This is a genomic window from Thermomonas paludicola (genome assembly GCF_024498955.1).
GTDB classification, from domain to species: domain Bacteria; phylum Pseudomonadota; class Gammaproteobacteria; order Xanthomonadales; family Xanthomonadaceae; genus Thermomonas; species Thermomonas paludicola.
The window spans coordinates 353,887-374,894 of record NZ_CP093311.1 but is presented as its reverse complement, the minus strand read 5'-3'; the positions used below and the strand labels follow the sequence as shown (position 1 = coordinate 374,894).

The following is a 21,008-nucleotide window of genomic DNA, read 5'->3' as shown; positions in this document are numbered from 1 at the left end:
GGAGCCCCATGTCCGCACGCAGAGCCGCGATCAGCAAGGCCCGGGAAAAAGCCGAAACTCGCCGGCTGAACCCGCTGGAGGAGTTTGTCTGGCAGGGCCGCGACAAGCGCGGCAAGGTGATGAAAGGCGAGCAGACGGCGCGCAACGCCAACCTGCTGCGCGCCGAACTGCGCAAGCAGGGGATCACCCCCACCGTGGTCAAGCCCAAGCCCAAGCCCTTGTTCGGCGGCGCTGCCAAGAAAATCTCGCCGCGCGACATCGCCGTGTTCAGCCGCCAGCTGGCCACCATGATGAAGTCCGGCGTGCCCATCGTGATGGCCCTGGAGATCATCGGCGGCGGCAACAAGAATCCGACGATGAAGAAAATGGTCACCGGCCTGCGCAATGACATCGAGGGCGGCGCGTCCATCTTCGAAGCAATGAGCCAGTACCCGGTGCAGTTCGACGAGCTGTACCGCAACCTGGTGCGCGCCGGCGAGTCTTCCGGCGTGCTGGAGACGGTGCTGGAGACCATCGCCACCTACAAGGAAAACATCGAGAGCATCAAGGGCAAGATCAAGAAGGCGCTGTTCTACCCGGCGGCGGTGATCGCTGTCGCGATCCTGGTGTCCGCCGTATTGATGGTCTATGTGGTGCCGATCTTCAAGGAAACGTTCTCGAGCTTCGGTGCGGATCTGCCAGCCTTCACCAGTTTGGTGTTCGGCATTTCCGATATCCTGGTCAAATGGTTCTGGCTGATCGGCATCATCCTGGGTGCGGGAATCGGCTTCTTCCTCTATACCTACAAGCGCTCCACCAAACTGCAGCACACCATCGACCGGCTGATGCTGAAGTTCCCGGTGATCGGCAAGGTGCTCAACGACTCGGCCATCGCCCGCTTCTCCCGCACCCTGGCGGTGACCTTCCGCGCCGGCGTGCCGCTGGTGGAGGCGCTGGACAGCGTGGCCGGGGCCACCGGCAACATGGTCTATGAACAGGCCGTGCACAAGATGAAGGACGACGTGGCGGTGGGTTATCCGGTCAACGTGGCGATGAAGCAGGTCAACCTGTTCCCGCACATGGTGGTGCAGATGACCGCCATCGGTGAGGAAGCCGGCGCGCTGGACACCATGCTGTACAAGGTGGCCGAGTTCTACGAGGAAGAGGTCAGCAATACGGTGGATGCGCTCTCCAGCCTGATCGAGCCGATGGTGATGGTGATCATTGGCGGCCTGGTGGGCTCCATCGTGGTGGCCATGTATCTGCCGATCTTCAAGATCGCAATGACGGTGATGTAAGCAGGACGCATTCGGCACATGGCATTCCTGGACGTACACCCCGGCTTCGGCTATCCCGCCGCAGCCGGGCTGGGCCTGTTGGTGGGCAGTTTCCTCAACGTGGTGATCCTGCGCCTGCCCAAGCGGCTGGAATGGCAGTGGAAGCGCGATGCACGGGAAATCCTGGAAGAACCTGACCTCTACGATCCGCCACCGCCGGGAATCGTGGTGGAAGGCTCGCATTGCCCGACGTGCAAGAAGCCGCTGTCCTGGTACGAAAACATCCCCGTGTTGAGCTGGGTGCTGCAGGGCGGCAAGTGTCGCGGCTGCAAGACGTCCATCTCGATGCAGTACCCGCTGGTGGAGCTGCTGACCGGGCTGCTGTTTCTGGCCTGCGTGTGGCGCTTCGGGTTCGGCTGGCGCGGGTTCGGCGCGCTGCTGCTGACAAGCTATCTGATCGCCCTGTCGGGCATCGATTTCCGCACCCGCCTGCTGCCTGACCAGTTGACCCTGCCGCTGCTGTGGTTGGGCCTGGTGGCCGCCAGCGATCACCTTTTCGTCGCGGCCAAACCCGCGCTGCTGGGCGCGATGGCGGGCTATCTGAGCCTGTGGTCGGTGTATTGGGTGTTCAAGCAGCTCACCGGCAAGGAGGGCATGGGCCACGGCGACTTCAAATTGCTGGCGGCGCTGGGGGCGTGGACGGGGCTGGTGGGGGTGCTGCCCACGATCATGATTTCGTCGCTGGTCGGCGCGGTGGTCGGCTCGCTCTGGTTGGCGGCGAAAGGCCGCAGCAAAGCCACCCCGATTCCGTTCGGCCCCTATTTGGCCACGGCCGGCTGGATCAGCTTCATGTGGGGCAACGACCTGGTCGCGGCCTATCTGCGCTTCGCCGGGCTGGCGTAGGGTTGCAGGGCGCCCGCTCCGGCAACTGGCGCGCGCGCCGCAAGCACGCATAATCCGCGCATGAGCGATTACATCATCGGCCTGACGGGTGGAGTGGCCTCGGGCAAGAGCACGGTGGAAGCGCAGTTCTGCGCGCTGGGGGTGTTCGTGGCCGATGCGGATGCGGCCGCACGCGCGGCCGTTGCGCAGGGCAGCGCAGGCCTGGCGGAGGTCGTCGCCGAATTCGGACAGGCCGTATTGGCCGAGGACGGTCGCCTGGATCGCGCAGTCATGCGCCAGCGCGTGTTTGCCGATGCCAACGCGCGCGGCCGGCTGGAAGCGATCATCCATCCACGCGTGCGCGCCGCATTGCAGGCGGCCTGCAAGCATGCCGAGACACCCTATGCCATTGCCTCCATCCCGCTGCTGGCCGAAGGTGGCGGCAGGGCGGCCTACCCCTGGCTGCGCCGTATCCTGGTGGTCGATGTGCCGGTGGAGACGCAGCTTGCGCGCCTGCGACATCGCGACGGCATCGATGAACGTCTTGCGCGGCAGATGCTGGCGGCCCAGGCGAGCCGCCCGCAGCGCCTGGCGATTGCCGACGACGTACTGAGCAACGATCGCCCGATGGCGGCACTGGCTGCGCAGGTACAGGCGCTGGACAAACTCTACCGGGCGCTGGCCAACGCGCAGGCAACCAGCCTCAGTCCGGGGAGGTAGCCGCCCCACGCTGGCTCAGCAACAGGGCCACGACCGGCACGTCGGCCGGCGGCATGGGGTAGTCCGGCAGCTTGTGCAGCGGCACCCAGGCCAGCGCCTGCCCCTCCAGGCCGCGGGGCGTTCCGGTGAATGCAACTTCACGCACGTCCAGCAGCAGCCGCTTGCCGGGCGAGTCCAGCGGCACGCAAAGAACAGGTTTGCCCGCAATGGCTTCGATCCCGAGTTCCTCGCGCAGCTCGCGCGACAGCGCGGCGTCGGGAGTCTCGTCCGGCTCGACTTTGCCGCCGGGGAACTCCCACAGGCCGGCAAGATCGCGGCCCTCCGTTCGTCGCGCCAGAAGAATGCGGCCGCGCACGTCGCGGATCACGCCGGCCACCACGTGAACCTGCTTCATCGGATCAGCGATGGGTCCTGCTTGCACGTCATCGCCGGACACCGGCAGCCCAGCGTCAGCTGAGCTGCCCATGGCAATGCTTGAACTTCTTCCCGGAGCCGCACGGGCAGGCGTCGTTGCGGCCCACGTGGGCGAATGCCTGCTGCTGCACGCGTTGCGCCTGCACGTCGGCCGCCTCCTCGTCCGCGCCCAGCCCGCCCATGTCGGGATGCTGGAACTGCATCTGCCGCGCCATCGCCTCGGCGCGTGCGCGCTCCTGGGCCTCGGCCGTGGCAACGTCTTCTTCGTTGCGGATGCGCACGCGCGCCAGCAGCGAAATCACTTCGCGCTTGACCTTCTCCAGCAGCTCGGAGAACAGCTCGAACGCTTCCTTCTTGTATTCCTGCTTGGGCTGCTTCTGCGCATACCCGCGCAGATGGATGCCCTGGCGCAGGTAGTCCATCCGCGCCAGATGCTCTTTCCAGTTCTGGTCGAGCACATTGAACATCACGTGCTTCTCCAGCATGCGCATGGTGTCGCCCCCCACCTGCGCTTCCTTGTCGGCGAACATCGCCTCCATCGCCTCCTGCACGCGATCCAGGATCTGCGATGCATCCAGCTCCGCTTCTTCCTTGTGCAGCCTGACCAGGTCCATCTGCAGCCCGAACTCGGCAAGCAGTTCGGCTTCCAGCCCCGGCAAGTCCCACTGCTCGTCGATCGAGTCCGGCGGCACCAGGCGCTCCACCATCTCGGCCACCACGTCGGTGCGGATGCCGTCGATGTTGGCCTTGACGCTTTCGGCTTCCAGCAACTCGTTGCGCTGCTGGTAGATCACCTTGCGCTGGTCGTTGTTGACGTCGTCGAAGTCCAGCAGGTTCTTGCGGATGTCGAAGTTGTGCGCCTCCACCTTGCGCTGCGCATTGGCGATCTGCCGGGTCACCAGCGGGCTTTCGATGATGTCGTCTTCCTTCAGCCCCATCCTGGCCATCATCGTCTGCACCCAGCCAGCGGCGAAGATGCGCATCAGGTTGTCTTCCAGCGACAGGTAGAAACGGCTGGAACCCGGATCGCCCTGGCGGCCGGAACGGCCGCGCAGCTGGTTGTCGATGCGCCGTGACTCGTGCCGCTCGGTGCCGAGGATGTGCAGGCCACCGGCAGCCTTCACCGCCTCGTGGCGCTGCTTCCATTCGGACTTCACGCGATCCTTCTCGGCATCGGATGCGTCCTCGCCCAGCGCCGCCAGCATGGCGTCCAGCGAGCCGCCCAGCACGATGTCGGTACCACGGCCCGCCATGTTGGTGGCGATGGTGACCGCGCCCGGGGCGCCGGCATTGGCGACGATGTGGGCCTCGCGCTCGTGCTGCTTGGCATTGAGCACTTCGTGGGCGATCCCGGCGGCGTTCAGTTCATTGCTCAGCAGCTCGGAGACCTCGATCGAGGTGGTGCCCACCAGCACTGGCTGCTGCCGCGACACGCACTCCAGGATGTCCTTGACCACCGCGCGATACTTGCCCGCACGATTGAGGAACACCAGATCGGAATGATCCTTGCGCACCATCGGCCGATGGGTGGGAATGACCACCACTTCCAGGCCGTAGATGTTCTGGAACTCGTAAGCCTCGGTGTCCGCCGTGCCGGTCATGCCCGACAGCTTCTTGTACATGCGGAACAGGTTCTGGAAGGTGACCGACGCCAGCGTCTGGTTCTCGCGCTGTACCGGCACTTGTTCCTTCGCCTCCACCGCCTGGTGCAGCCCGTCGGACCAGCGCCGGCCCGGCAGGGTGCGGCCGGTGAACTCGTCCACGATGATCACCTCGCCATCGCGCACGATGTAGTCCACGTCGCGCTGGTAGATGGCGTGCGCGCGCATCGCCGCGTTCAGGTGGTGCACCACATGGATATTGTTGGCCGCATACAGGCTCTCGCCCTCGCCCAGCACGCCGGCATCGCGCAGCAGCTGCTCCGCGTGCTCCTGCCCGGTTTCGGACAGATGCACCTGCTTCTGCTTTTCGTCCACCCAGAAATCGCCTTCGCTTTCCTCGGTTTCCTGTCGCACCAGGCTTGGCACCACCGCATCCACGCGCAGATACAACTCCGGGGACTCGTCGGCCGGGCCGGAGATGATCAGCGGGGTGCGCGCTTCGTCGATCAGGATCGAGTCCACCTCATCGACGATGGCGAAGTGCAGGCCGCGCTGGAAGCGATCTTCCTTGGCCAGCGCCATGTTGTCGCGCAGGTAGTCGAAGCCGAATTCGTTGTTGGTGCCGTAAGTGATGTCGGCGGCGTAGGCGGCGCCCTTGTCGCCGTGCGGCATGCCCGGGTACACCACGCCCACCGACAGGCCCAGCCAGTTGTACAGTTTGCCCATCTGCGCGGCATCGCGGCGCGCCAGATAGTCGTTGACGGTGACCAGGTGCACGCCCTTGCCTTCCAGGGCGTTGAGGTACACCGCCAGGGTGCCGGTCAGGGTCTTGCCTTCGCCGGTACGCATCTCGGCGATCTTGCCGTGGTGCAGCACCATGCCGCCGACCAGCTGCACGTCGAAATGGCGCATGCCGAACACGCGCACGCTGGTTTCGCGGCAGACCGCGAATGCTTCCGGAAGCAGCTTGTCCAGCGATTCACCGTTGGCGATGCGTTGCTTGAATTCGGCGGTCTTGGCCTTCAGGGCCTCGTCGGAAAGCGCCTGCATCTGCGGTTCCAGCGCATTGATCTTCTTGACGATGGCGCCGTATTGCTTGAGCAGGCGCTCGTTGCGGCTGCCGAAAACACTGGTGAGCAAACTGTTGAGCATGGGGTGTGCAGTCCCTGGCGGGATGCGCGCCGTGGCGCGGCATCGAAAGATTGGGCAACAAAACGCTCCCGAGCCGAGCGCATTCGCCCGTTCGGGAATCGGTTAGTTTAGCTGGAGGCGGCCTGCGGCGTATGCAAGCCCCTCTGCCGATGTCAGCCGCGGGCCGGGCCGTGCCGGGCCAGCGCGTTGTTGTGGCCGAGGAATTTGCGGGGATTGACCACCACGCCGTCCTGCCACACTTCGAAATGCACGTGCGCGCCGGTGGAACGCCCGGTGGAACCGGCCTTGGCGATTTCCTGCCCGGCACGCACCAGGTCACCCACCTGATGGGTCAGCCGCGAATTGTGCGCATAGCGGGTGACCATGCCATTGCCGTGGTCGATTTCGACGGTATTGCCGTAGCCAGTGCGCACGCCGGCAAAACTGACCACGCCATCGGCCACCGCCAGTACCGGATCGCCCACGCTGGCCTGGAAGTCGATGCCTTTGTGGAACTGGCTGCCGCCGCCGAACGGATCCGCGCGCCCGCCAAAGCCGGAGGTCACGAAGCTGTCGGCGATCGGATCGCGCGACGGCATCGCGCTGCGTTCCAGCTGGCGATTGAACAGCAGGGTTTCCAGCACCGTCAGCTGCGTATCGGCCACGCGGTAGTCGCGCTCCAACGCGGCCAGGCGCAGGCGCAGCTCCGCCACGGGCATGTCGCGGGAGACCCCGCCACCACCCTGGCCCACCGGCTTCTCGAAATCGAATTCGCCGTCCTGCAGCTGACCTGCCTGCGTCAGGCGCGCACCCAGCGCGTTCAGCCGGTTTGCCTGCGCCTGCAATTCGGCCAGCCGCGCCGCCAGTGCATTGACATCGCGCTGCGCGTCGCGCCGCACTTTTTGCAGTTCTGCCTGGCGCGCCGCGTCGGCCGCCTGCATGGCTTCCACCTGGGCGATGCCGATCGCACTGCGCACGGCCGCGCCGCACAGCAGGCTGGCGCCGATCAGCAGCGCCAACGCGGCCCACGGCCGCCGCAGCGCCCATCCGCGCAGCGATTGCACCTGCGCAATGGCGCGCTGCCGGGTATCGTGTACGTTGTTTGCTTCGATCATTCGACATGCCTGGTTCGCGATCCACGCCCGCCAAGGGCGATGCCCGTTCCACCAGTCCGCGCGCGGCGCTGGACACGCTGCTCGCCGGAACCGCCGGAGGCACCTTGCGTCGAGCCCGATGGCTTGATGCAGTGGACCAGTTGTTGCGTCCCCACCTGCCGCCGGGCATGGCCACGCATGCGCGCCTGGCCAATGTCCGCGAAGACCGGTTGGTGTTCGTCGTCGATGCACCGATATGGCACGCCAAACTGCGGCTGGCCACGCCGGAACTGATCGACGCCGCCCGCTCCATCGGGCTCGAAGTGAATGCAATGGTCGTCAAGACGGCCACCGGGCCGCTGCAACCGCTGCCTGCGGTCACCGCGCCCCGCACCCCGATGTCGGCGGCCGCCCAGTCGGGACTGAAGGCTGCTCTGGCATTGCTGCGGTCTGCCGAGCCCGAGGAGGCAACAACAAACCCGACGACCGGGCGACGGCGGCGCCGAAACGCGCCCGCCACACCGGCCGAGGGGGCATCCTAACGGCACAAGTGGGTGATTTTGTTAAAGATTCGGAAACATCGCCGGCAGGACTGTGCGCTCAGTCACGGTTCGCAAGCCGAAGCGGTTTTCAGCTGACCGGCAACAGCGCCCCATAGCCCAGCCGCGACACCTGCACCGGGTCAGTGAAACTGACCTCTTCCCATGCCCCGGCATCGGCCAGCAACGCGCGCACCAGCTTGTTGTTCAGCGCATGCCCGGATTTGAAGCCTTCGTAGGCGCCGATCACCGCATGGCCCGCCAGATACAGGTCGCCGATCGCGTCCAGGATCTTGTGCCGGACGAACTCATCGGCATAGCGCAGTCCGTCTTCGTTCAGCACCCGGAACTCGTCGAGCACGATGGCGTTGTCCATCGAGCCGCCCAGCCCCAGGTTGCGCTCGCGCATGAATTCCAGATCGCGCATGAAGCCGAACGTGCGCGCGCGGCTGACTTCGCGAATGTAGGTTTCGCTGGAAAAGTCCACTTCCACCCGCGACAGCGCATCCGGGATCGCCGGATGATCGAACTTCACGGTGAAACCGACCCGGAAGCCGTCGCAAGGCTCGAAGCGCGCGAACTTGTCGCCGTCGCGCACTTCCACCGGCTTGAGGATGCGGATGAATCGCTTGGCCGCATTCTGTTCGACGATGCCCGCCGACTGCAGCAGGAACACGAACGGACCGGCCGATCCATCCATGATGGGCACTTCCGGCGCGGTCAGGTCGATGCAGGCATTGTCGATGCCCAAGCCCGCCAGCGCCGACATCAGGTGCTCGACGGTCTGCACTTTGGCAGCGCCAACGCTCAAGCCGGTGCAGAGCGTGGTTTCGCTGACCAGCGCAGCGGTGGCCGGCACCTCCACCACCGGTTCGAGGTCGACGCGGCGGAACACGATTCCAGCATCGATCGGCGCCGGGCGCAGGGTGAGGTACACCTTCTCGCCGCCGTGTAGGCCGACGCCAGTGGCGCGAGTCACGTTTTTCAGGGTGCGTTGGCGGAGCATCGCGGCAGAATATCACGCAGCTGCCTGAATCCAGGCGTAAAACACCCCGTCCCGCAGGCGTTGCGGCAGGGCAAAAGGGTGCGAAAACGAAAGGGGCCGGCCGGCAATGCCGACCGGCCGGAAGACGCGCCGGGTGGACGACCCGGTGCGTGATTCGACAGGGGTGCCACATTCCCCTTCGCTCCGCGAAAGGGGAGGCGTTTCAGTGTCAATCCGCCTGGCGACGCAGGAACGCAGGAATGTCCAGGTAGTCGTCCTTCGGCAGATCCGCCAATGCCGGCGCATCGGCGTTGCGGCGCAGGCCGCTGGCAAAACTGGACGCCCGCATGGAAGTGTAGCCATCGGCAACATCGTCGATCGGCAGCCCGGTGGTGCCGTCGCGCTTGACCTGGGTGCTGACCAGCTGCACCTGGGGGCGACGCGGCGCGTCGTAATCGCCGCCAAAGCGCGCGCTTGTCTCCGGGCGCTCACCGCGCGGCAACGGCTGGCGCAGGGTGGCCTGGCTCAGCCCGGTGGCGACCACGGTGACCCGCACTTCGTCCTGCATGTCCGGGTTCAGCGAGCAGCCGATCACCACGGTGGCATCTTCGGAGGCGAATTCACCCACCACACGGCCGATTTCGTCGAACTCGGCCATGGTCAGGTCGGAGCCCGAGGTGATGTTCACCAGCACGCCGTTGGCGCCGTGCAGGTTGACGTCGTCCAGCAACGGGTTGCGGATCGCCGCTTCGGCCGCCGCCTGGGCGCGATCGTCGCCGCGCGCGCTGCCGGTCCCCATCATCGCCAGGCCCATCTCGGACATGACCGTGCGCACGTCGGCAAAGTCCACGTTGATCAAACCGGGGCTGACGATCAGGTCGGCAATGCCCTGCACCGCGCCCAGCAGCACGTCATTGGCGGCGCGGAACGCCTGGATCATGGTGGCATTGCGGCCGAGGACGCTGATCAGCTTTTCGTTGGGAATGGTGATCAGCGAATCGACGTGCTGCGCCAGCTCTTCGATGCCCTTCTGCGCCACCTGCATGCGGCGACGACCCTCGAACGGGAACGGCTTGGTCACCACCGCCACGGTCAGGATGCCCATTTCCTTGGCCAGCTGCGCCACCACGGGCGCGGCGCCGGTACCGGTGCCGCCGCCCATGCCGGCGGTGATGAACACCATGTCGGCGCCCTGCAGCGCATTGATGATTTGCTCGCGATCCTCCAGCGCGGCCTGGCGGCCGACTTCCGGATTCGCCCCCGCACCCAGGCCCTTGGTGACGTTGCCACCCAGGGTCAGCTGCTGGCTGGCACCGCAATTCTTGATGGCCTGCGAGTCGGTGTTGGCGGTGATGAACTCCACGCCCTCCACGCTGCTGTTGACCATGTGCGCCACCGCATTGCCACCACCACCGCCAACGCCAATGACCTTGATGACCGCGTTGGGTGCCACCTGCTGGATCAGTTCGAAATTTGCCATGTCCATGTCCTTTTGTTGTGTTGCCGGGGGTCCTGCCGCACCCGGGTGAACCCTGGATTCACCCGCGCCTGCGCCGGTTACCGGCGTTTATTGTTTGATCTGCCTGTCCATTCAACGCATTTCCTGCCGCCTGCCGCTCGCTGCCAACCACCCGTCAGAACTCACCGCGAAACCACTTGATCGCCTTGCCTGCCCATCCGCCAACCTTGCCGGCCGGCAGTGCCGGGCGCTTCGGGTTTTCCATCTGCGCGCCCATCAGCAGCAGGCCCACGCCGGTGGCATGCACCGGATTGCCCACCACCTCACCCAACCCGCTGACGTGCTGCGGGATGCCGATCCGCACCGGCATCTGCAACATTTCCTCGGCCAGCTCCACCACGCCTTCCATCTTCGAAGCGCCGCCGGTCAGCACCATGCCGGCGCGCACCCGCTGCTCGAAGCCGGAGCGGCGCAGTTCGGCCTGCACCATCTCGAAGATTTCCTCGTAGCGCGCCTGCACCGCCTGCGCCAGCGTTTGCCGCGGCATCCGGCGCGGCGGGCGATCACCCACGCTCTCGACCTGGATGCTTTCCTCGGCGCGCGCCATCTGCGCCAACGCGCAGGCATATTTGACCTTGATGTCCTCGGCATGCGGCGTGGGCGTGCGCAGCATGTGCGCGATGTCCTCGGTCACCTTGTCGCCGGCCACCGGCAAGCTGGCGCTGTGCGCGATCGCGCCGCCGACGAACACCGCGATATCGGTGGTGCCCGCGCCCATGTCCACCAGCACCACGCCCAGTTCGCGCTCATCGCTGGTCAACACTGCCTGGCTGGATGCGAGCACGCCAAGAATCAGGCTGTCCACCTGCAGCCCGCATTTCTGCACGCATTTGGTGATGTTGGCGGCCGCCGCCGCGGCCCCGGTGACCAGATGCGCATGCACTTCCAGGCGCACGCCGGTCATGCCGACGGGATTGCGGATGCCTTCCTGCGAGCCGTCCAGCACGTAGTCGCGCGGGATCGCGTGCAGGATCTTCTGGTCGGCGGGAATGGCCACGGCCTTGGCAGCCTCGAGCACGCGATCGAGGTCGGCATGGGTGACCTCGCCGTCGCGGATCGGCGCCACGCCCTGCGAGTTGCGGCACTGGATGTGGTTGCCGGAAATCGAGGCGTACACGCCACTGACTTCGCAGCCGGCCATCAGCTCCGCTTCCTCCACCGCGCGCTGGATCGACTGCACGGTGGAGTCGATATCGACCACCACGCCACGGCGCAGGCCGCGCGATTCGTGGGAGCCGATCCCGATCACCTCGATGGGCTCGCCGGGCGCGTATTCGCCGACCAGTGCGGTGACCTTGGACGTGCCGATGTCGAGGCCCACGATGAGGGATTTGTCGCCTTTGCGATTCATGTCTTGGAGCCGGAATTCGGAGGGGGGGATTGCACATCGGTCGCGCCCGCCTGCGACCAGGCCAGTGCGAAACCATTGGTGTAGCGAAGGTCGGCGCGCAGCAGGCGACGGCGCGGATTCAGCGCGGTCAGTTGCGGCAACAACGGCGCGAACCTGGCCAGCCGCGCGCCGGGATCATCGTGACCCAGCACCACGCGGGTCCCGTCATGCAGGGTGATCGACCAGCTGCCGCGCCGATCCAGCGCCACGCCCAGCACGCCACCGGCAATGGCCAGTTGTTCGCGCGCCTGGTTGTACAGCGCCACCACTTCCGGCACCCGGCCCTCGGGCCCGTCCAGCAGCGGCAGGCCGGCAGGCACCTGCAGCTTGCCCACCGGGAACAGCCGGCCATGCTCGGACAGCAGGCGCGCCTCACCCCAGCGCGCGAACGGACGGTGTTCCACGATGCGGACTTCGAGCACGTCCGGCCAATGCTTGCGCACCTCGGCGCGCTCGACCCAGGGCAAGCGGTCCACCGCATGCTGCACGTCGCCCAGGTCCACCGCAAAGAAGCCACGTTGCGCATGCGGCAGCACCGCCGCCTGCAACTGCGCGCGATCCACGCGCACCAGCTGCCCCTGCACGCGCAGGGTGCGCAGCGGCCAGTGCGCGCCACCCATCCAGCCTTCCACCACGGCGACGACCGGCAACGCGACCAGCGCCACTGCCAGCAGCCACAGCAACGGGCGCTTCAGCGCGTTCACAGGGTCTGCTCCAGGATCCGCCAGCACAGTTCCTCGAACGCCACGCCCAGCTGGCTTGCGGCCTTGGGCACCAGCGAGTGGCTGGTCATCCCCGGCGCGGTGTTCACTTCCAGCAGCAGCAGCTCACCGCTGCTGCGGTCACGCATCACGTCAACCCGGCCCCAGCCGCTGCAGCCGGCGGACACGAATGCCTCCAGCGCCAGCGCGCGGATCGCTTCTTCGTCCGCACCATCCAGCCCGGGGCACAGGTAGCGGGTGTCTTCGGCGATGTATTTGGCGTTGTAGTCGTACCACTCGCCCTTCGGCACGATCCGGATCGAGGGCAGGGCGACAGCGCCCAGGATGCCCACGGTCAGTTCGTCGCCGACGACCATCCGCTCCATCAGCATTTCGCCGCCGTACGCGCGTGCGACGTCGATCGCGGCATCGATGTCGGCCTCTGTCTGCACCCTTGCCACGCCAACGCTGGAGCCTTCGCAGGACGGCTTCACGAACACCGGCAGGCCCAGTTCCAGCGCGGCCGCGCGCAGGGCCGCTCCCGGCATCCTGCCTCCCGCGGCACTCGCACTTCCCTGTGCATCGTCTGCACCGGGCGGCAGGCGCACGAATCTCGGCGTCGGCAGGCCCGCTGCCAGCCAGACCTGCTTGGTGCGGATCTTGTCCATGCTCAGCGCGCTGCCAAGCACGCCGGAGCCGGTGAACGGCACTTCCAGCGCCTGCAGCAATCCCTGCAGCACGCCGTCTTCGCCGCCCCCCCTGTTGCCGTGCAGGATGTTGAACACGCGGTCGAACTGGCCGTGTACCAGCGCATCCACCAGTGCGGGGATGCCGTCCACCGCGTGCGCATCCACGCCACGCGCGCGCAGCGCTTGCAACACGTTGCGGCCGGAATCCAGCGACACGTCGCGCTCGCTGCTGCTGCCACCCATCAGCACCGCCACCCGCCCGAACACGGCGGGGTCGGTGCTGCGCAGCGGCGGGAACATCGTCGTCATGCGCCCGCTCCCGGCAACCCGTCGCGCGCGATCTGCTGCGCGGCCGCGCCAATGTCGCCGGCCCCCATCAACAGCAGCAGGTCGCCGTCACGCAAGACGCCCGGCAGCACGCTGGCCAGTTCCGGCGCACTGCCGACCACCACCGGGTCGATCCGGCCGCGCGTGCGGATGCTGCGCGCCAGCGACTTGGCATCGGCGCCGGCAATCGGCGCCTCGCCCGCCGGATACACCTCGGTCAGCACCAGCGCATCGACGCTCGACAGGACCGCCGCGAATTCATCGAACAAATCCCGTGTCCGCGAATAGCGGTGCGGCTGGAATGCCACCACCAGACGCTTGTCCGGCCAGCCGCCGCGCGCCGCCGCGAACACCGCGGCCAACTCCTTCGGGTGGTGGCCGTAATCGTCCACCAATGCCACCTCGCCGCCGCCTTCCAGCGGCAGCGTGGCCAGCTGATTGAATCGCCGACCGATGCCCTCGAACGATTCAAACGCACGCGCAATGGCCGTGCTTGGCACGCCAAGCTGCCAGCCGATGGCAGCTGCAGCCAGCGCGTTCTGCACGTTGTGCCGCCCGGGCAACGCCAGCGTGCAGTCGGTGCGAGAGCCGTCCGGCAGGCACAGGGTGAATTGCATGTGCGCGCCCTGATGGCGGACGTCGGCGGCCCGCACATCGGCATCCGCGGCAAAGCCGTAGGTGACCATATGGCGCGGCGTGCTGCGCGCGAGTGCGGCCACTTCCTCATCGTCGATGCACAACACGGCCAGCCCGTAGAACGGCAGGCGGTGCAGGAATTCGGCGAAGGCCTGCTTCACCCGCTCGAAATCGCCACCGTAGTTTTCCAGATGGTCGGCATCGATGTTGGTGATCACCGCCACCACCGGATTCAGGCGCAGGAAGCTGCCGTCGCTCTCGTCGGCTTCGGCCACCAGCCAGTCGCCCTTGCCCAGCCGTGCATTGGCGCCCGCGGCCAGCAGCTTGCCGCCGATGACGAAGGTGGGGTCCAGCGCGCCTTCCCCCAGCACGCTGGCGGTCAGCGAGGTGGTGGTGGTCTTGCCGTGGGTGCCGGCGACCGCCACGCCGCGCTTGAAGCGCATCAGTTCGGCCAGCATTTCCGCGCGCGGCACCACCGGGATGCGCTGCGCGCGCGCTTCCAGCAGTTCCGGATTGTCGGGCCTGATCGCACTGGACATCACCACGCAGTCGGCGTCGAGCACATTGGCCGACGCGTGCCCCTTGTGCAGCACGATGCCCAGCGAGGCCAGGCGCTTGGTGACCGCGTTGTCGGCATTGTCCGAGCCACTGACCTGATAGCCCAGCGTGCACAGGACTTCGGCGATGCCGCTCATGCCAACGCCGCCAATGCCCACGAAATGCACCCGTGGGAAGGCCTTGGCGGGTTCGTTGATGCCCTGCAGGTGCAGGCGATTGACGGCCATCACGCGGCCTCCGGATAAAGGGTTGCGAACACCGCGTCAGCGACGCGCTCGGCGGCATCGGGTCGGGCCAGCGCGCGCGCGGCGCGCGCCATCGAAACGCGCTTGCCGGCATCGGCCGACAGCTCGGCCAGCACCGTTTGCAGGCGCAGGGCCAGATCGTCGCGCTGCGGCAGCAGCACCGCTGCATCGCGCTCGACCAGATACTCGGCATTGCGGGTCTGGTGGTCATCCACCGCCTGCGGGAACGGCACCAGCACGCTGCCAACGCCGACCGCGCACAGCTCGGCCAGGGTCAGCGCGCCGGCGCGACACACCACCAGATCCGCCCGGGCGTAAGCGGCGGCCATGTCGGTGATGAATGGCTCCACCTGCGCCGACACGCCCGCATTGGCATAGGCAGCGCGCGCTTCGTCCAGCAGGTTTTCGCCCGCCTGGTGCACGATCTCCACCGGCGCGCCCAACGCCGCCACTGCCTGCGGGACGGCGTTGTTGAGCGCACGCGCGCCCTGGCTGCCGCCCAGCACCAGCAGGCGCAGGGCACCGGCATGCTGGAAATCGCGCTGCTCCGGCGGCGCAACCTGCGCGATCTGCGCACGCACCGGATTGCCGACCAGCGTTTCGCGGGCAAAGGTCTGCGGGAAACCCACCAGCACCTTGCGCGCGACCTTGGCCAGCGTTTTGTTGGTCATTCCGGCAGCGCGGTTCTGTTCGTGTACCAGCAACGGGATCCCGGCCAGGCGCGCGGCGATGCCGCCCGGCCCCGCCGCATAGCCGCCAAAACTGATCACCGCATCCGGCCGCTGCTGGCGCAGCACGCGCGCGGCATCACGCACCGCACGCAGGATCCGCAGCGGCGCGCCCAGCAGGGCGACCATCCCCTTGCCACGCAGGCCCTTCACCGCAATGGTGTCGATGGCGATGCCCTGCTGCGGCACCAATCGCGTTTCCATGCCCCCGTCGGCACCCAGCCAGCGCACCCGCGCGCCGCGCGCCATCAGCGCCTGCGCCACCGCAAGCCCGGGAAAGATGTGGCCACCGGTACCGCCGGCCATCACCATCACCAAGGGCGGGCGCGCCGTCATCGGGCTCTCCGCAGTGCGCTCAGCGCGGCGGACTCGGCAGGCGACTTGCCCATGCCGGGCTCGATCCGCGGGCGCAGCCTGGCGCTGCCGCGGCCGCTGTCGGCCGCAACGACCGGCGGCTGCGAGGTGGCCGGCGGCGTACCCACCGGCATGCCGGCGGCGACACCGCGACGCTTGGCCACTTGCCGGGCGGCGCGATCGTATTCGTAGGACACCCGCAGCAGCAGGCCCAGCGCGGCACAGGTCATCAGCACGCTGGACCCACCGGAGGACACCAGCGGCAGGGTCAGCCCCTTGGTCGGCAACATGCCGAGGTTGACCCCGATCGAAACAAAGCTTTGCAGCGCCATCCACAGGGCGATGCCGAACGCGATGTAGCCGGAGAAATGGCGGCGCAGCTCCACGCACTTCATGCCAAGCCAGAACGCACGGCCCGCCAGCAGCGCATACAGGCCTACCACCAGGCATACGCCGGCGAAACCGAGTTCCTCGGCAATCACCGCCATGATGAAGTCGGTATGCGCCTCCGGCAAATAGGACAGCTTCTGCACCGACGCGCCAAGCCCGACGCCGAACCACTCGCCGCGACCGACCGCCATCAGCGCGTTGGTGAGCTGATAGCCGCTGTTGAACGGGTCTGCCCAGGGATCGGTGAAGGTGGTCAGGCGGCGCATGCGGTACGGCGCGGCGATGGCGATCATGACCAGGCCCGCCAGGCCGATCAGCACGGGGCCGAACATGCGCGGCATGTTGACCCCGCCCAGCACCAGCATGCCCACGGTGATCGCAAGCAGCAGCGTTGACGAACCGAAATCCGGCTGCGCCAGCAAAATCCCCACCAGCAGCACCGCCACGCCCAGCGGCTTGAGCATGGCCGGCCAGGTGGCCGCCACGTCTTCGCTGTAGCGCTTCAGGTAGCTGGCCAGCCAGACGATGTAAAGCAGCTTGACGGCTTCCACCGCCTGGAAATTGGACACACCCAGGTTCAGCCAGCGCCGCGCACCGTTCACGGTCTTGCCGATGCCGGGTACGAACACCAGACCCAGCAGGACGATGCAGGCCAGCAGCAGCCATTGGCTGTGCTTCTCGATGGTCTTCAGTTCGGTGCGCATCGCCACGGCGGCCAGCACCAGTCCGACGGCAAGGAACATCACGTGCCGGCTCAGGAAATACCACGGCCCGACGTCCACGCCGCCGCCGGCGATCGCCGCCGAGCCCACCATCACCACGCCCAGGCAGGCCAGCGCAATCGACACGCCCAGCAGCCACGGGTCGAAGCGCCCGTTGATCTCGGCGATGAGGGTGGCCTGGCGCAGGTTGTCGAAAGCGCGGGTGATCATCAGCGCACCTTCAACGTGGCAAGACCCACCAGCACCAGCACCACGCTGATGATCCAGAAGCGCACGATGACGCGCGGCTCCGGCCAGCCTTTCAATTCGAAATGGTGATGGATCGGCGCCATCCGGAACACGCGCTTGCCGGTGAGCTTGAAGCTGGCCACCTGGATCATCACCGACAGGGTTTCGATGACGAAGATGCCGCCCATCAGCACCAGCACCAGTTCCTGGCGCACGATCACCGCGATGGTGCCGAGCACGGCGCCCAGCGCCAGCGCGCCGATGTCACCCATGAACACCATCGCCGGATAGGTGTTGAACCATAAAAAGCCCAGCCCGGCACCGGCGATCGCGGTGCAGATGATGACCAGTTCGCCCGCACCCGGCACCCGCGGAATTTGCAGGTAATGCGAGAACGTGGCGTTGCCGGAGGCATAGGCGAACACGCCCAACGCGCACGCCACCAGCACCGTCGGCATGATCGCCAGGCCGTCGAGCCCGTCGGTGAGGTTGACCGCGTTGGAGAAGCCGACAATCCAGAAGTAGGCCACCGCAACGAAGCCGACGCCCGCCATCGGCAGCGCAACCGACTTGAACAGCGGCACGTAGAACGTGGTCGCGGCAGGCACGTCGGCAAAGGCATACAGATAGACGCCAACCGCCAGGCCCAGCAGCGATTGCAGCGCGTATTTGGTGCGCGAGCGCATGCCGTTGGGGTCGCGTTTGACGATCTTGATCCAATCGTCGGCCCAGCCGATGGCACCGAAGCCCAGCATCACCACCAGCACTACCCACACGTACTTGTTGCGCAGGTCGCCCCACAGCAGCACCGACGCAGCCACCGTCAGCAGGATCAGCAGGCCACCCATGGTCGGCGTGCCGGCCTTGGAAAAGTGAGACTGCGGGCCATCCTTGCGGATCGGCTGGCCACCCTTGAGCGTGCCCAGATAGCGAATCATCGCCGGCCCCCACCACAGCGAGAGCGCCAGCGAGGTCAGCGCCGCAAGAATGCCGCGGAAGGTGAGGTAGCCGAACAGGCCGAAATGGCCCTGCAACTGTTCCAGCCAGCGAGTGAGTTCAAGCAGCACCGATGCCCTCCTTGCCGCTTCCGGCATCGCGCTGCAGCAGCGCCGTCACGATCTTGTCCATCGCGCTGCCACGCGACCCCTTCACCACCACGGTCACTCCGGCATGCAGTTGCGCGTGCAGCGCCTCTGCCAGCTCGGCGTGCGACTGGAAGTGCCGTGCGCCGTCACCGAACATATGCGCGGCATGCGCGCTCAGGCTGCCAAGCGTGTACAGCCGGGCCAGCCCCGCCGCCTTGGCGCGGCTGCCAGCCTCGGCGTGCAACGCAGCCTCGTCGGCGCCCAGCTCGCGCATGTCGCCCAGCACCAGCCAACCTTCATCCACGCCGTTGGCCAGGGTCTCGATGGCGGCGGCCACCGACCCCGGATTGGCGTTGTAACTGTCGTCCACCAGCACCGCACCGCTGTGCAGGCGATGCACCGCCAGCCGTCCGGCGACCGGCGTAGCGGCGTTCAAGCCGGCGCGCACGTGTTCAAGCGTCGCGCCTACCGCCGTGGCCATCGCCGCCGCCGCCAGCGCATTGCGCACGTTGTGCCGGCCCGGCAGCGGCAGCGAGACGTCCACCTGACCTTGCGGCGTGACCAGCAAGAAGCGCGACCCGGCGATGCCGGCCTGGATATCGCAGGCCCGGAACTCGGCATCGGCATCCAGCCCGAAACGCATCGCGCGCCGGCCCTGCAGGCGCTCCAGGAAATACAGCGCGAACGCGTCATCGGCATTGATCACCGCCACGCCGTCCGGCGGCAGCGCTTGATAGATCGCTGCCTTGGTCTGGGCCACGCCCAGCAGGCTGCCCATGCGCTCCAGGTGGGCCGGCGCGATATTGTTGACCAACGCCACCTCGGGCCGCGCGATCGTGGTCAGGTAGGCGATGTCGCCGGGCTTGCCGGCGCCCATCTCGTAAATCGCGAAACGGGCGTCTTCCGGCGCCGCCAGCACTGCCAGCGGCAGGCCGATTTCGTTGTTGAAGTTGCCCGGATTGGCGTAGGCACCGCCAAGCTGGGACAGGATCGAGTACAGCAGCGTCTTGACCGACGTCTTGCCATTGCTGCCGGTGATGGCCAGCACGCAGGTGGCGCGTTCGCGCTGCACGGCCGCAGCCAGTTCGCCCAGCGCACGCTCGGTATCGGCCACCACCACCTGCGCAAGGTCTGCATCGACCGCGCGCGCCACCAGCGCCGCCACGCAGCCGCCGTCGGCAGCGGCCTGCACGTGGGCGTGGCCGTCGAAGTTCTCGCCTTTCAGCGCGACGAACAATGCATCGCCGCCGGGCAGTGCGCGGCTGTCGGTGGCGATGGCGTCGACCGTGCGGTCGGCACCGACCAACCGGCCACCGGTGACCTGGGCGATCCACGAGAGCATGCGCGGGGTCATGCGTATTTCCCGATCAGCAGGACACGCGCGGTGTCGGCATCGTGGAACGGATGGCGGACGCCGTTTATTTCCTGATAGGGCTCGTGGCCCTTGCCGGCGATCAGCACCACGTCGTCGATGCCCGCCTGCGTGATCGCCTGTGCGATCGCGGCAGCACGGTCGCGCTGCACCGCCACTCGCGCCGGCTCATTGAGCCCCGCCAGGATGTCGGCAACGATGGCGTCGCCATCTTCGCGGCGTGGATTGTCGTCGGTGACGATGACCACATCGGCCAGCCGCTCGGCGATGGCGGCCATCTGCGGGCGCTTGCCGACATCGCGCTCGCCACCGCAGCCGAACACGCAGAACAACCGGCTGCGGGTGTGCGCGCGCAGGGAGGCCAGCGCCTGCTCCAGCGCGTCCGGGGTGTGCGCGTAGTCCACCACCACCAGCGGCGCCTTGTAGTCGCCATCGATGCGGTTCATCCGGCCGTCGACCGGCAACAACTGCGACAGCGTCTCGGCGAGCTGCGCCGGCGCCATCCCCATCGCAAACAGGGTGGTTGCCACGCCCAGCAGGTTGTCCACGTTGAAGCGGCCCAGCAGCGGCGAGTGCACCGGGTGCGCCTGCCCGCCGGCATGCAGCAGGAAGCGGATGCCGCTGCCGTCCAGCACCAGCTCTTCCGCACGCACGCTGGCGCCGGCGGCACCGCGCGAGGAGAAGCCCAGCGCGCGCACCTTGCCGCCCACCGCCTCGAACAATTCGCGGCCGAAGGCATCATCCAGATTGACCGCCGCGGCGCGCAGGCCGGGCCAGTCGAACAACTTGGCCTTGGCCGCGCCGTAGCGGGCCATGTCGCCGTGATAATCAAGGTGATCGCGAGTCAGATTGGTGAATACCGCCACGTCGAAGTGCACGCCATCCACGCGCCCCTGATCCAGCGCGTGCGAAGACACTTCCATCGCCACCGCCGACGCGCCGTCATCGCGCAGCTCGGCAAGCAGGGCGTGCAGGCGCAGCACCAGCGGCGTGGTGAAGCCGGTGGGCACGGCATTGGGCCAAATCCCCGCGCCCAACGTGCCCACGGTGCCCGCCTTTTGCCCGCGCAGCGTCCATGCCTGCGCCAGCAGCTGCACCGTGGACGTCTTGCCGTTGGTGCCGGTGACGCCCACCGTGGCCATCGCCGCGCTTGGCTGGCCGTGGAACGCATCGGCCATGCCGCCCAGCCGCGCGCGCAGGCCCGGTACCGGAATGGCATCCGCCGGCGCGGGCAGCTCTGCCGGCGCGGGCGGCTCGAACAGGATCGCCACTGCACCCGCCTCGCGCGCCGCATCGGCAAAACCCAACCCGTGCGCGCCGAAACCGGCGATGGCGACGAACGCGTCCCCCGGCTGCAGCGCGCGGGTGTCCTGCACCAGCCCGGTGATGGCGAGGTCGGACGACAGCCCTTCCAGTTCCGGCAGCAGTTCGCTGAGCAACAT

The 21,008-nt window shown here is 67.2% G+C and carries 17 protein-coding genes and 1 pseudogene; 4 read left to right on the top strand and 14 right to left on the bottom strand.

The genetic code is table 11. From position 1 onward, the window contains the following. The first annotated feature begins 8 nt into the window (after positions 1-8). From LIW09_RS01700 to coaE, 3 genes are read left to right on the top strand one after another with little or no spacing between them, the layout of a single operon-like run. Entirely contained in the window at positions 9-1,277 is a 1,269-nt protein-coding gene (locus LIW09_RS01700) for a type II secretion system F family protein (RefSeq protein WP_256646259.1), read from the top strand. An 18-nt stretch (positions 1,278-1,295) separates the two neighbouring features. Then, entirely contained in the window at positions 1,296-2,159 is an 864-nt protein-coding gene (locus LIW09_RS01695; RefSeq protein WP_256646258.1) for a prepilin peptidase, read from the top strand. Positions 2,160-2,219: 60 nt separating this feature from the next. Next, positions 2,220-2,858 carry a dephospho-CoA kinase gene (gene coaE / locus LIW09_RS01690; protein WP_256646257.1) on the top strand — a complete coding sequence of 213 codons (639 nt, stop codon included), beginning with the start codon at positions 2,220-2,222 and terminating at the stop codon, positions 2,856-2,858. A 28-nt stretch (positions 2,859-2,886) separates the two neighbouring features. Here coaE and LIW09_RS01685 read toward each other — a convergent pair. The 3 genes and pseudogenes from LIW09_RS01685 to LIW09_RS01675 form a co-directional block, all read right to left on the bottom strand. Beyond that, positions 2,887-3,252, bottom strand: a pseudogene (locus LIW09_RS01685) (NUDIX domain-containing protein); the annotation flags it as partial. 55 nt (positions 3,253-3,307) lie between these two features. Next, positions 3,308-6,025, bottom strand: coding sequence for a preprotein translocase subunit SecA (gene secA, locus LIW09_RS01680; protein ID WP_256646256.1), 2,718 nt, complete (start codon positions 6,023-6,025; stop codon positions 3,308-3,310). A 152-nt stretch (positions 6,026-6,177) separates the two neighbouring features. Continuing rightward, positions 6,178-7,119, bottom strand: coding sequence for a M23 family metallopeptidase (locus LIW09_RS01675; RefSeq protein ID WP_256646255.1), 942 nt, complete (start codon positions 7,117-7,119; stop codon positions 6,178-6,180). A gap of 5 nt (positions 7,120-7,124) precedes the next feature. Here LIW09_RS01675 and LIW09_RS01670 point away from each other — a divergent pair, with 5 nt between their 5' ends. After that, entirely contained in the window at positions 7,125-7,640 is a 516-nt protein-coding gene (locus LIW09_RS01670) for a DciA family protein (RefSeq protein ID WP_256646254.1), read from the top strand. Positions 7,641-7,728: 88 nt separating this feature from the next. Here the strand turns inward: LIW09_RS01670 and lpxC are convergent, their stop codons facing one another. The 11 genes from lpxC to LIW09_RS01615 form a co-directional block, all read right to left on the bottom strand. Then, a complete protein-coding gene (gene lpxC, locus LIW09_RS01665) occupies positions 7,729-8,643 on the bottom strand; it encodes a UDP-3-O-acyl-N-acetylglucosamine deacetylase (RefSeq protein WP_256646253.1) in 915 nt (304 codons plus the stop codon). 208 nt (positions 8,644-8,851) lie between these two features. Further along, positions 8,852-10,102, bottom strand: coding sequence for a cell division protein FtsZ (ftsZ, locus tag LIW09_RS01660; protein WP_256646252.1), 1,251 nt, complete (start codon positions 10,100-10,102; stop codon positions 8,852-8,854). Between the two features lie 154 nt (positions 10,103-10,256). Next, positions 10,257-11,492: a cell division protein FtsA gene (gene ftsA / locus LIW09_RS01655; RefSeq protein ID WP_256646251.1), complete on the bottom strand. Its 1,236-nt coding sequence runs from the start codon at positions 11,490-11,492 to the stop codon at positions 10,257-10,259. Further along, the gene (locus LIW09_RS01650) at positions 11,489-12,235 is read right to left on the bottom strand and encodes a cell division protein FtsQ/DivIB (protein ID WP_256646250.1); all 747 of its coding nucleotides are present in this window, start codon (positions 12,233-12,235) and stop codon (positions 11,489-11,491) included. The genes ftsA and LIW09_RS01650 overlap by 4 nt, the downstream gene beginning before the upstream one ends. Further along, positions 12,232-13,230: a D-alanine--D-alanine ligase gene (locus LIW09_RS01645; RefSeq protein WP_256646249.1), complete on the bottom strand. Its 999-nt coding sequence runs from the start codon at positions 13,228-13,230 to the stop codon at positions 12,232-12,234. The genes LIW09_RS01650 and LIW09_RS01645 overlap by 4 nt, the downstream gene beginning before the upstream one ends. Continuing rightward, the gene (gene murC / locus LIW09_RS01640; protein ID WP_256646248.1) at positions 13,227-14,669 is read right to left on the bottom strand and encodes a UDP-N-acetylmuramate--L-alanine ligase; all 1,443 of its coding nucleotides are present in this window, start codon (positions 14,667-14,669) and stop codon (positions 13,227-13,229) included. Before murC ends, LIW09_RS01645 begins: the two co-directional genes overlap by 4 nt. Continuing rightward, positions 14,669-15,751 (bottom strand): undecaprenyldiphospho-muramoylpentapeptide beta-N-acetylglucosaminyltransferase, encoded by a 1,083-nt coding sequence (murG, locus tag LIW09_RS01635; RefSeq protein WP_338064825.1) that lies wholly within the window; start codon positions 15,749-15,751, stop codon positions 14,669-14,671. Before murG ends, murC begins: the two co-directional genes overlap by 1 nt. Then, positions 15,748-17,091: a putative lipid II flippase FtsW gene (ftsW, locus tag LIW09_RS01630; RefSeq protein WP_256646247.1), complete on the bottom strand. Its 1,344-nt coding sequence runs from the start codon at positions 17,089-17,091 to the stop codon at positions 15,748-15,750. The genes murG and ftsW overlap by 4 nt, the downstream gene beginning before the upstream one ends. Beyond that, complete coding sequence (gene mraY / locus LIW09_RS01625; RefSeq protein ID WP_256646246.1) at positions 17,091-18,176, bottom strand: phospho-N-acetylmuramoyl-pentapeptide-transferase; 1,086 nt, start codon at positions 18,174-18,176, stop codon at positions 17,091-17,093. The genes ftsW and mraY overlap by 1 nt, the downstream gene beginning before the upstream one ends. Beyond that, positions 18,166-19,554, bottom strand: a complete 1,389-nt coding sequence (locus tag LIW09_RS01620; protein ID WP_256647118.1) for a UDP-N-acetylmuramoyl-tripeptide--D-alanyl-D-alanine ligase — start codon at positions 19,552-19,554, stop codon at positions 18,166-18,168. Before LIW09_RS01620 ends, mraY begins: the two co-directional genes overlap by 11 nt. Then, positions 19,545-21,008 carry a UDP-N-acetylmuramoyl-L-alanyl-D-glutamate--2,6-diaminopimelate ligase gene (locus tag LIW09_RS01615; RefSeq protein WP_256647117.1) on the bottom strand — a complete coding sequence of 488 codons (1,464 nt, stop codon included), beginning with the start codon at positions 21,006-21,008 and terminating at the stop codon, positions 19,545-19,547. Before LIW09_RS01615 ends, LIW09_RS01620 begins: the two co-directional genes overlap by 10 nt.

What these genes read in the sequence shown, in the direction of transcription:
- LIW09_RS01700 (WP_256646259.1), top strand. Translation starts at nt 9, where the DNA reads ATGTCCGCACGCAGAGCCGCGATCAGCAAGGCCCGGGAAAAAGCCGAA.
- LIW09_RS01695 (WP_256646258.1), top strand. Translation starts at nt 1,296, where the DNA reads ATGGCATTCCTGGACGTACACCCCGGCTTCGGCTATCCCGCCGCAGCC.
- coaE (WP_256646257.1), top strand. Translation starts at nt 2,220, where the DNA reads ATGAGCGATTACATCATCGGCCTGACGGGTGGAGTGGCCTCGGGCAAG.
- secA (WP_256646256.1), bottom strand. Translation starts at nt 6,025, where the DNA reads ATGCTCAACAGTTTGCTCACCAGTGTTTTCGGCAGCCGCAACGAGCGC.
- LIW09_RS01675 (WP_256646255.1), bottom strand. Translation starts at nt 7,119, where the DNA reads ATGATCGAAGCAAACAACGTACACGATACCCGGCAGCGCGCCATTGCG.
- LIW09_RS01670 (WP_256646254.1), top strand. Translation starts at nt 7,125, where the DNA reads ATGCCTGGTTCGCGATCCACGCCCGCCAAGGGCGATGCCCGTTCCACC.
- lpxC (WP_256646253.1), bottom strand. Translation starts at nt 8,643, where the DNA reads ATGCTCCGCCAACGCACCCTGAAAAACGTGACTCGCGCCACTGGCGTC.
- ftsZ (WP_256646252.1), bottom strand. Translation starts at nt 10,102, where the DNA reads ATGGCAAATTTCGAACTGATCCAGCAGGTGGCACCCAACGCGGTCATC.
- ftsA (WP_256646251.1), bottom strand. Translation starts at nt 11,492, where the DNA reads ATGAATCGCAAAGGCGACAAATCCCTCATCGTGGGCCTCGACATCGGC.
- LIW09_RS01645 (WP_256646249.1), bottom strand. Translation starts at nt 13,230, where the DNA reads ATGACGACGATGTTCCCGCCGCTGCGCAGCACCGACCCCGCCGTGTTC.
- murC (WP_256646248.1), bottom strand. Translation starts at nt 14,669, where the DNA reads ATGGCCGTCAATCGCCTGCACCTGCAGGGCATCAACGAACCCGCCAAG.
- murG (WP_338064825.1), bottom strand. Translation starts at nt 15,751, where the DNA reads ATGACGGCGCGCCCGCCCTTGGTGATGGTGATGGCCGGCGGTACCGGT.
- ftsW (WP_256646247.1), bottom strand. Translation starts at nt 17,091, where the DNA reads ATGATCACCCGCGCTTTCGACAACCTGCGCCAGGCCACCCTCATCGCC.
- LIW09_RS01615 (WP_256647117.1), bottom strand. Translation starts at nt 21,008, where the DNA reads ATGTTGCTCAGCGAACTGCTGCCGGAACTGGAAGGGCTGTCGTCCGAC.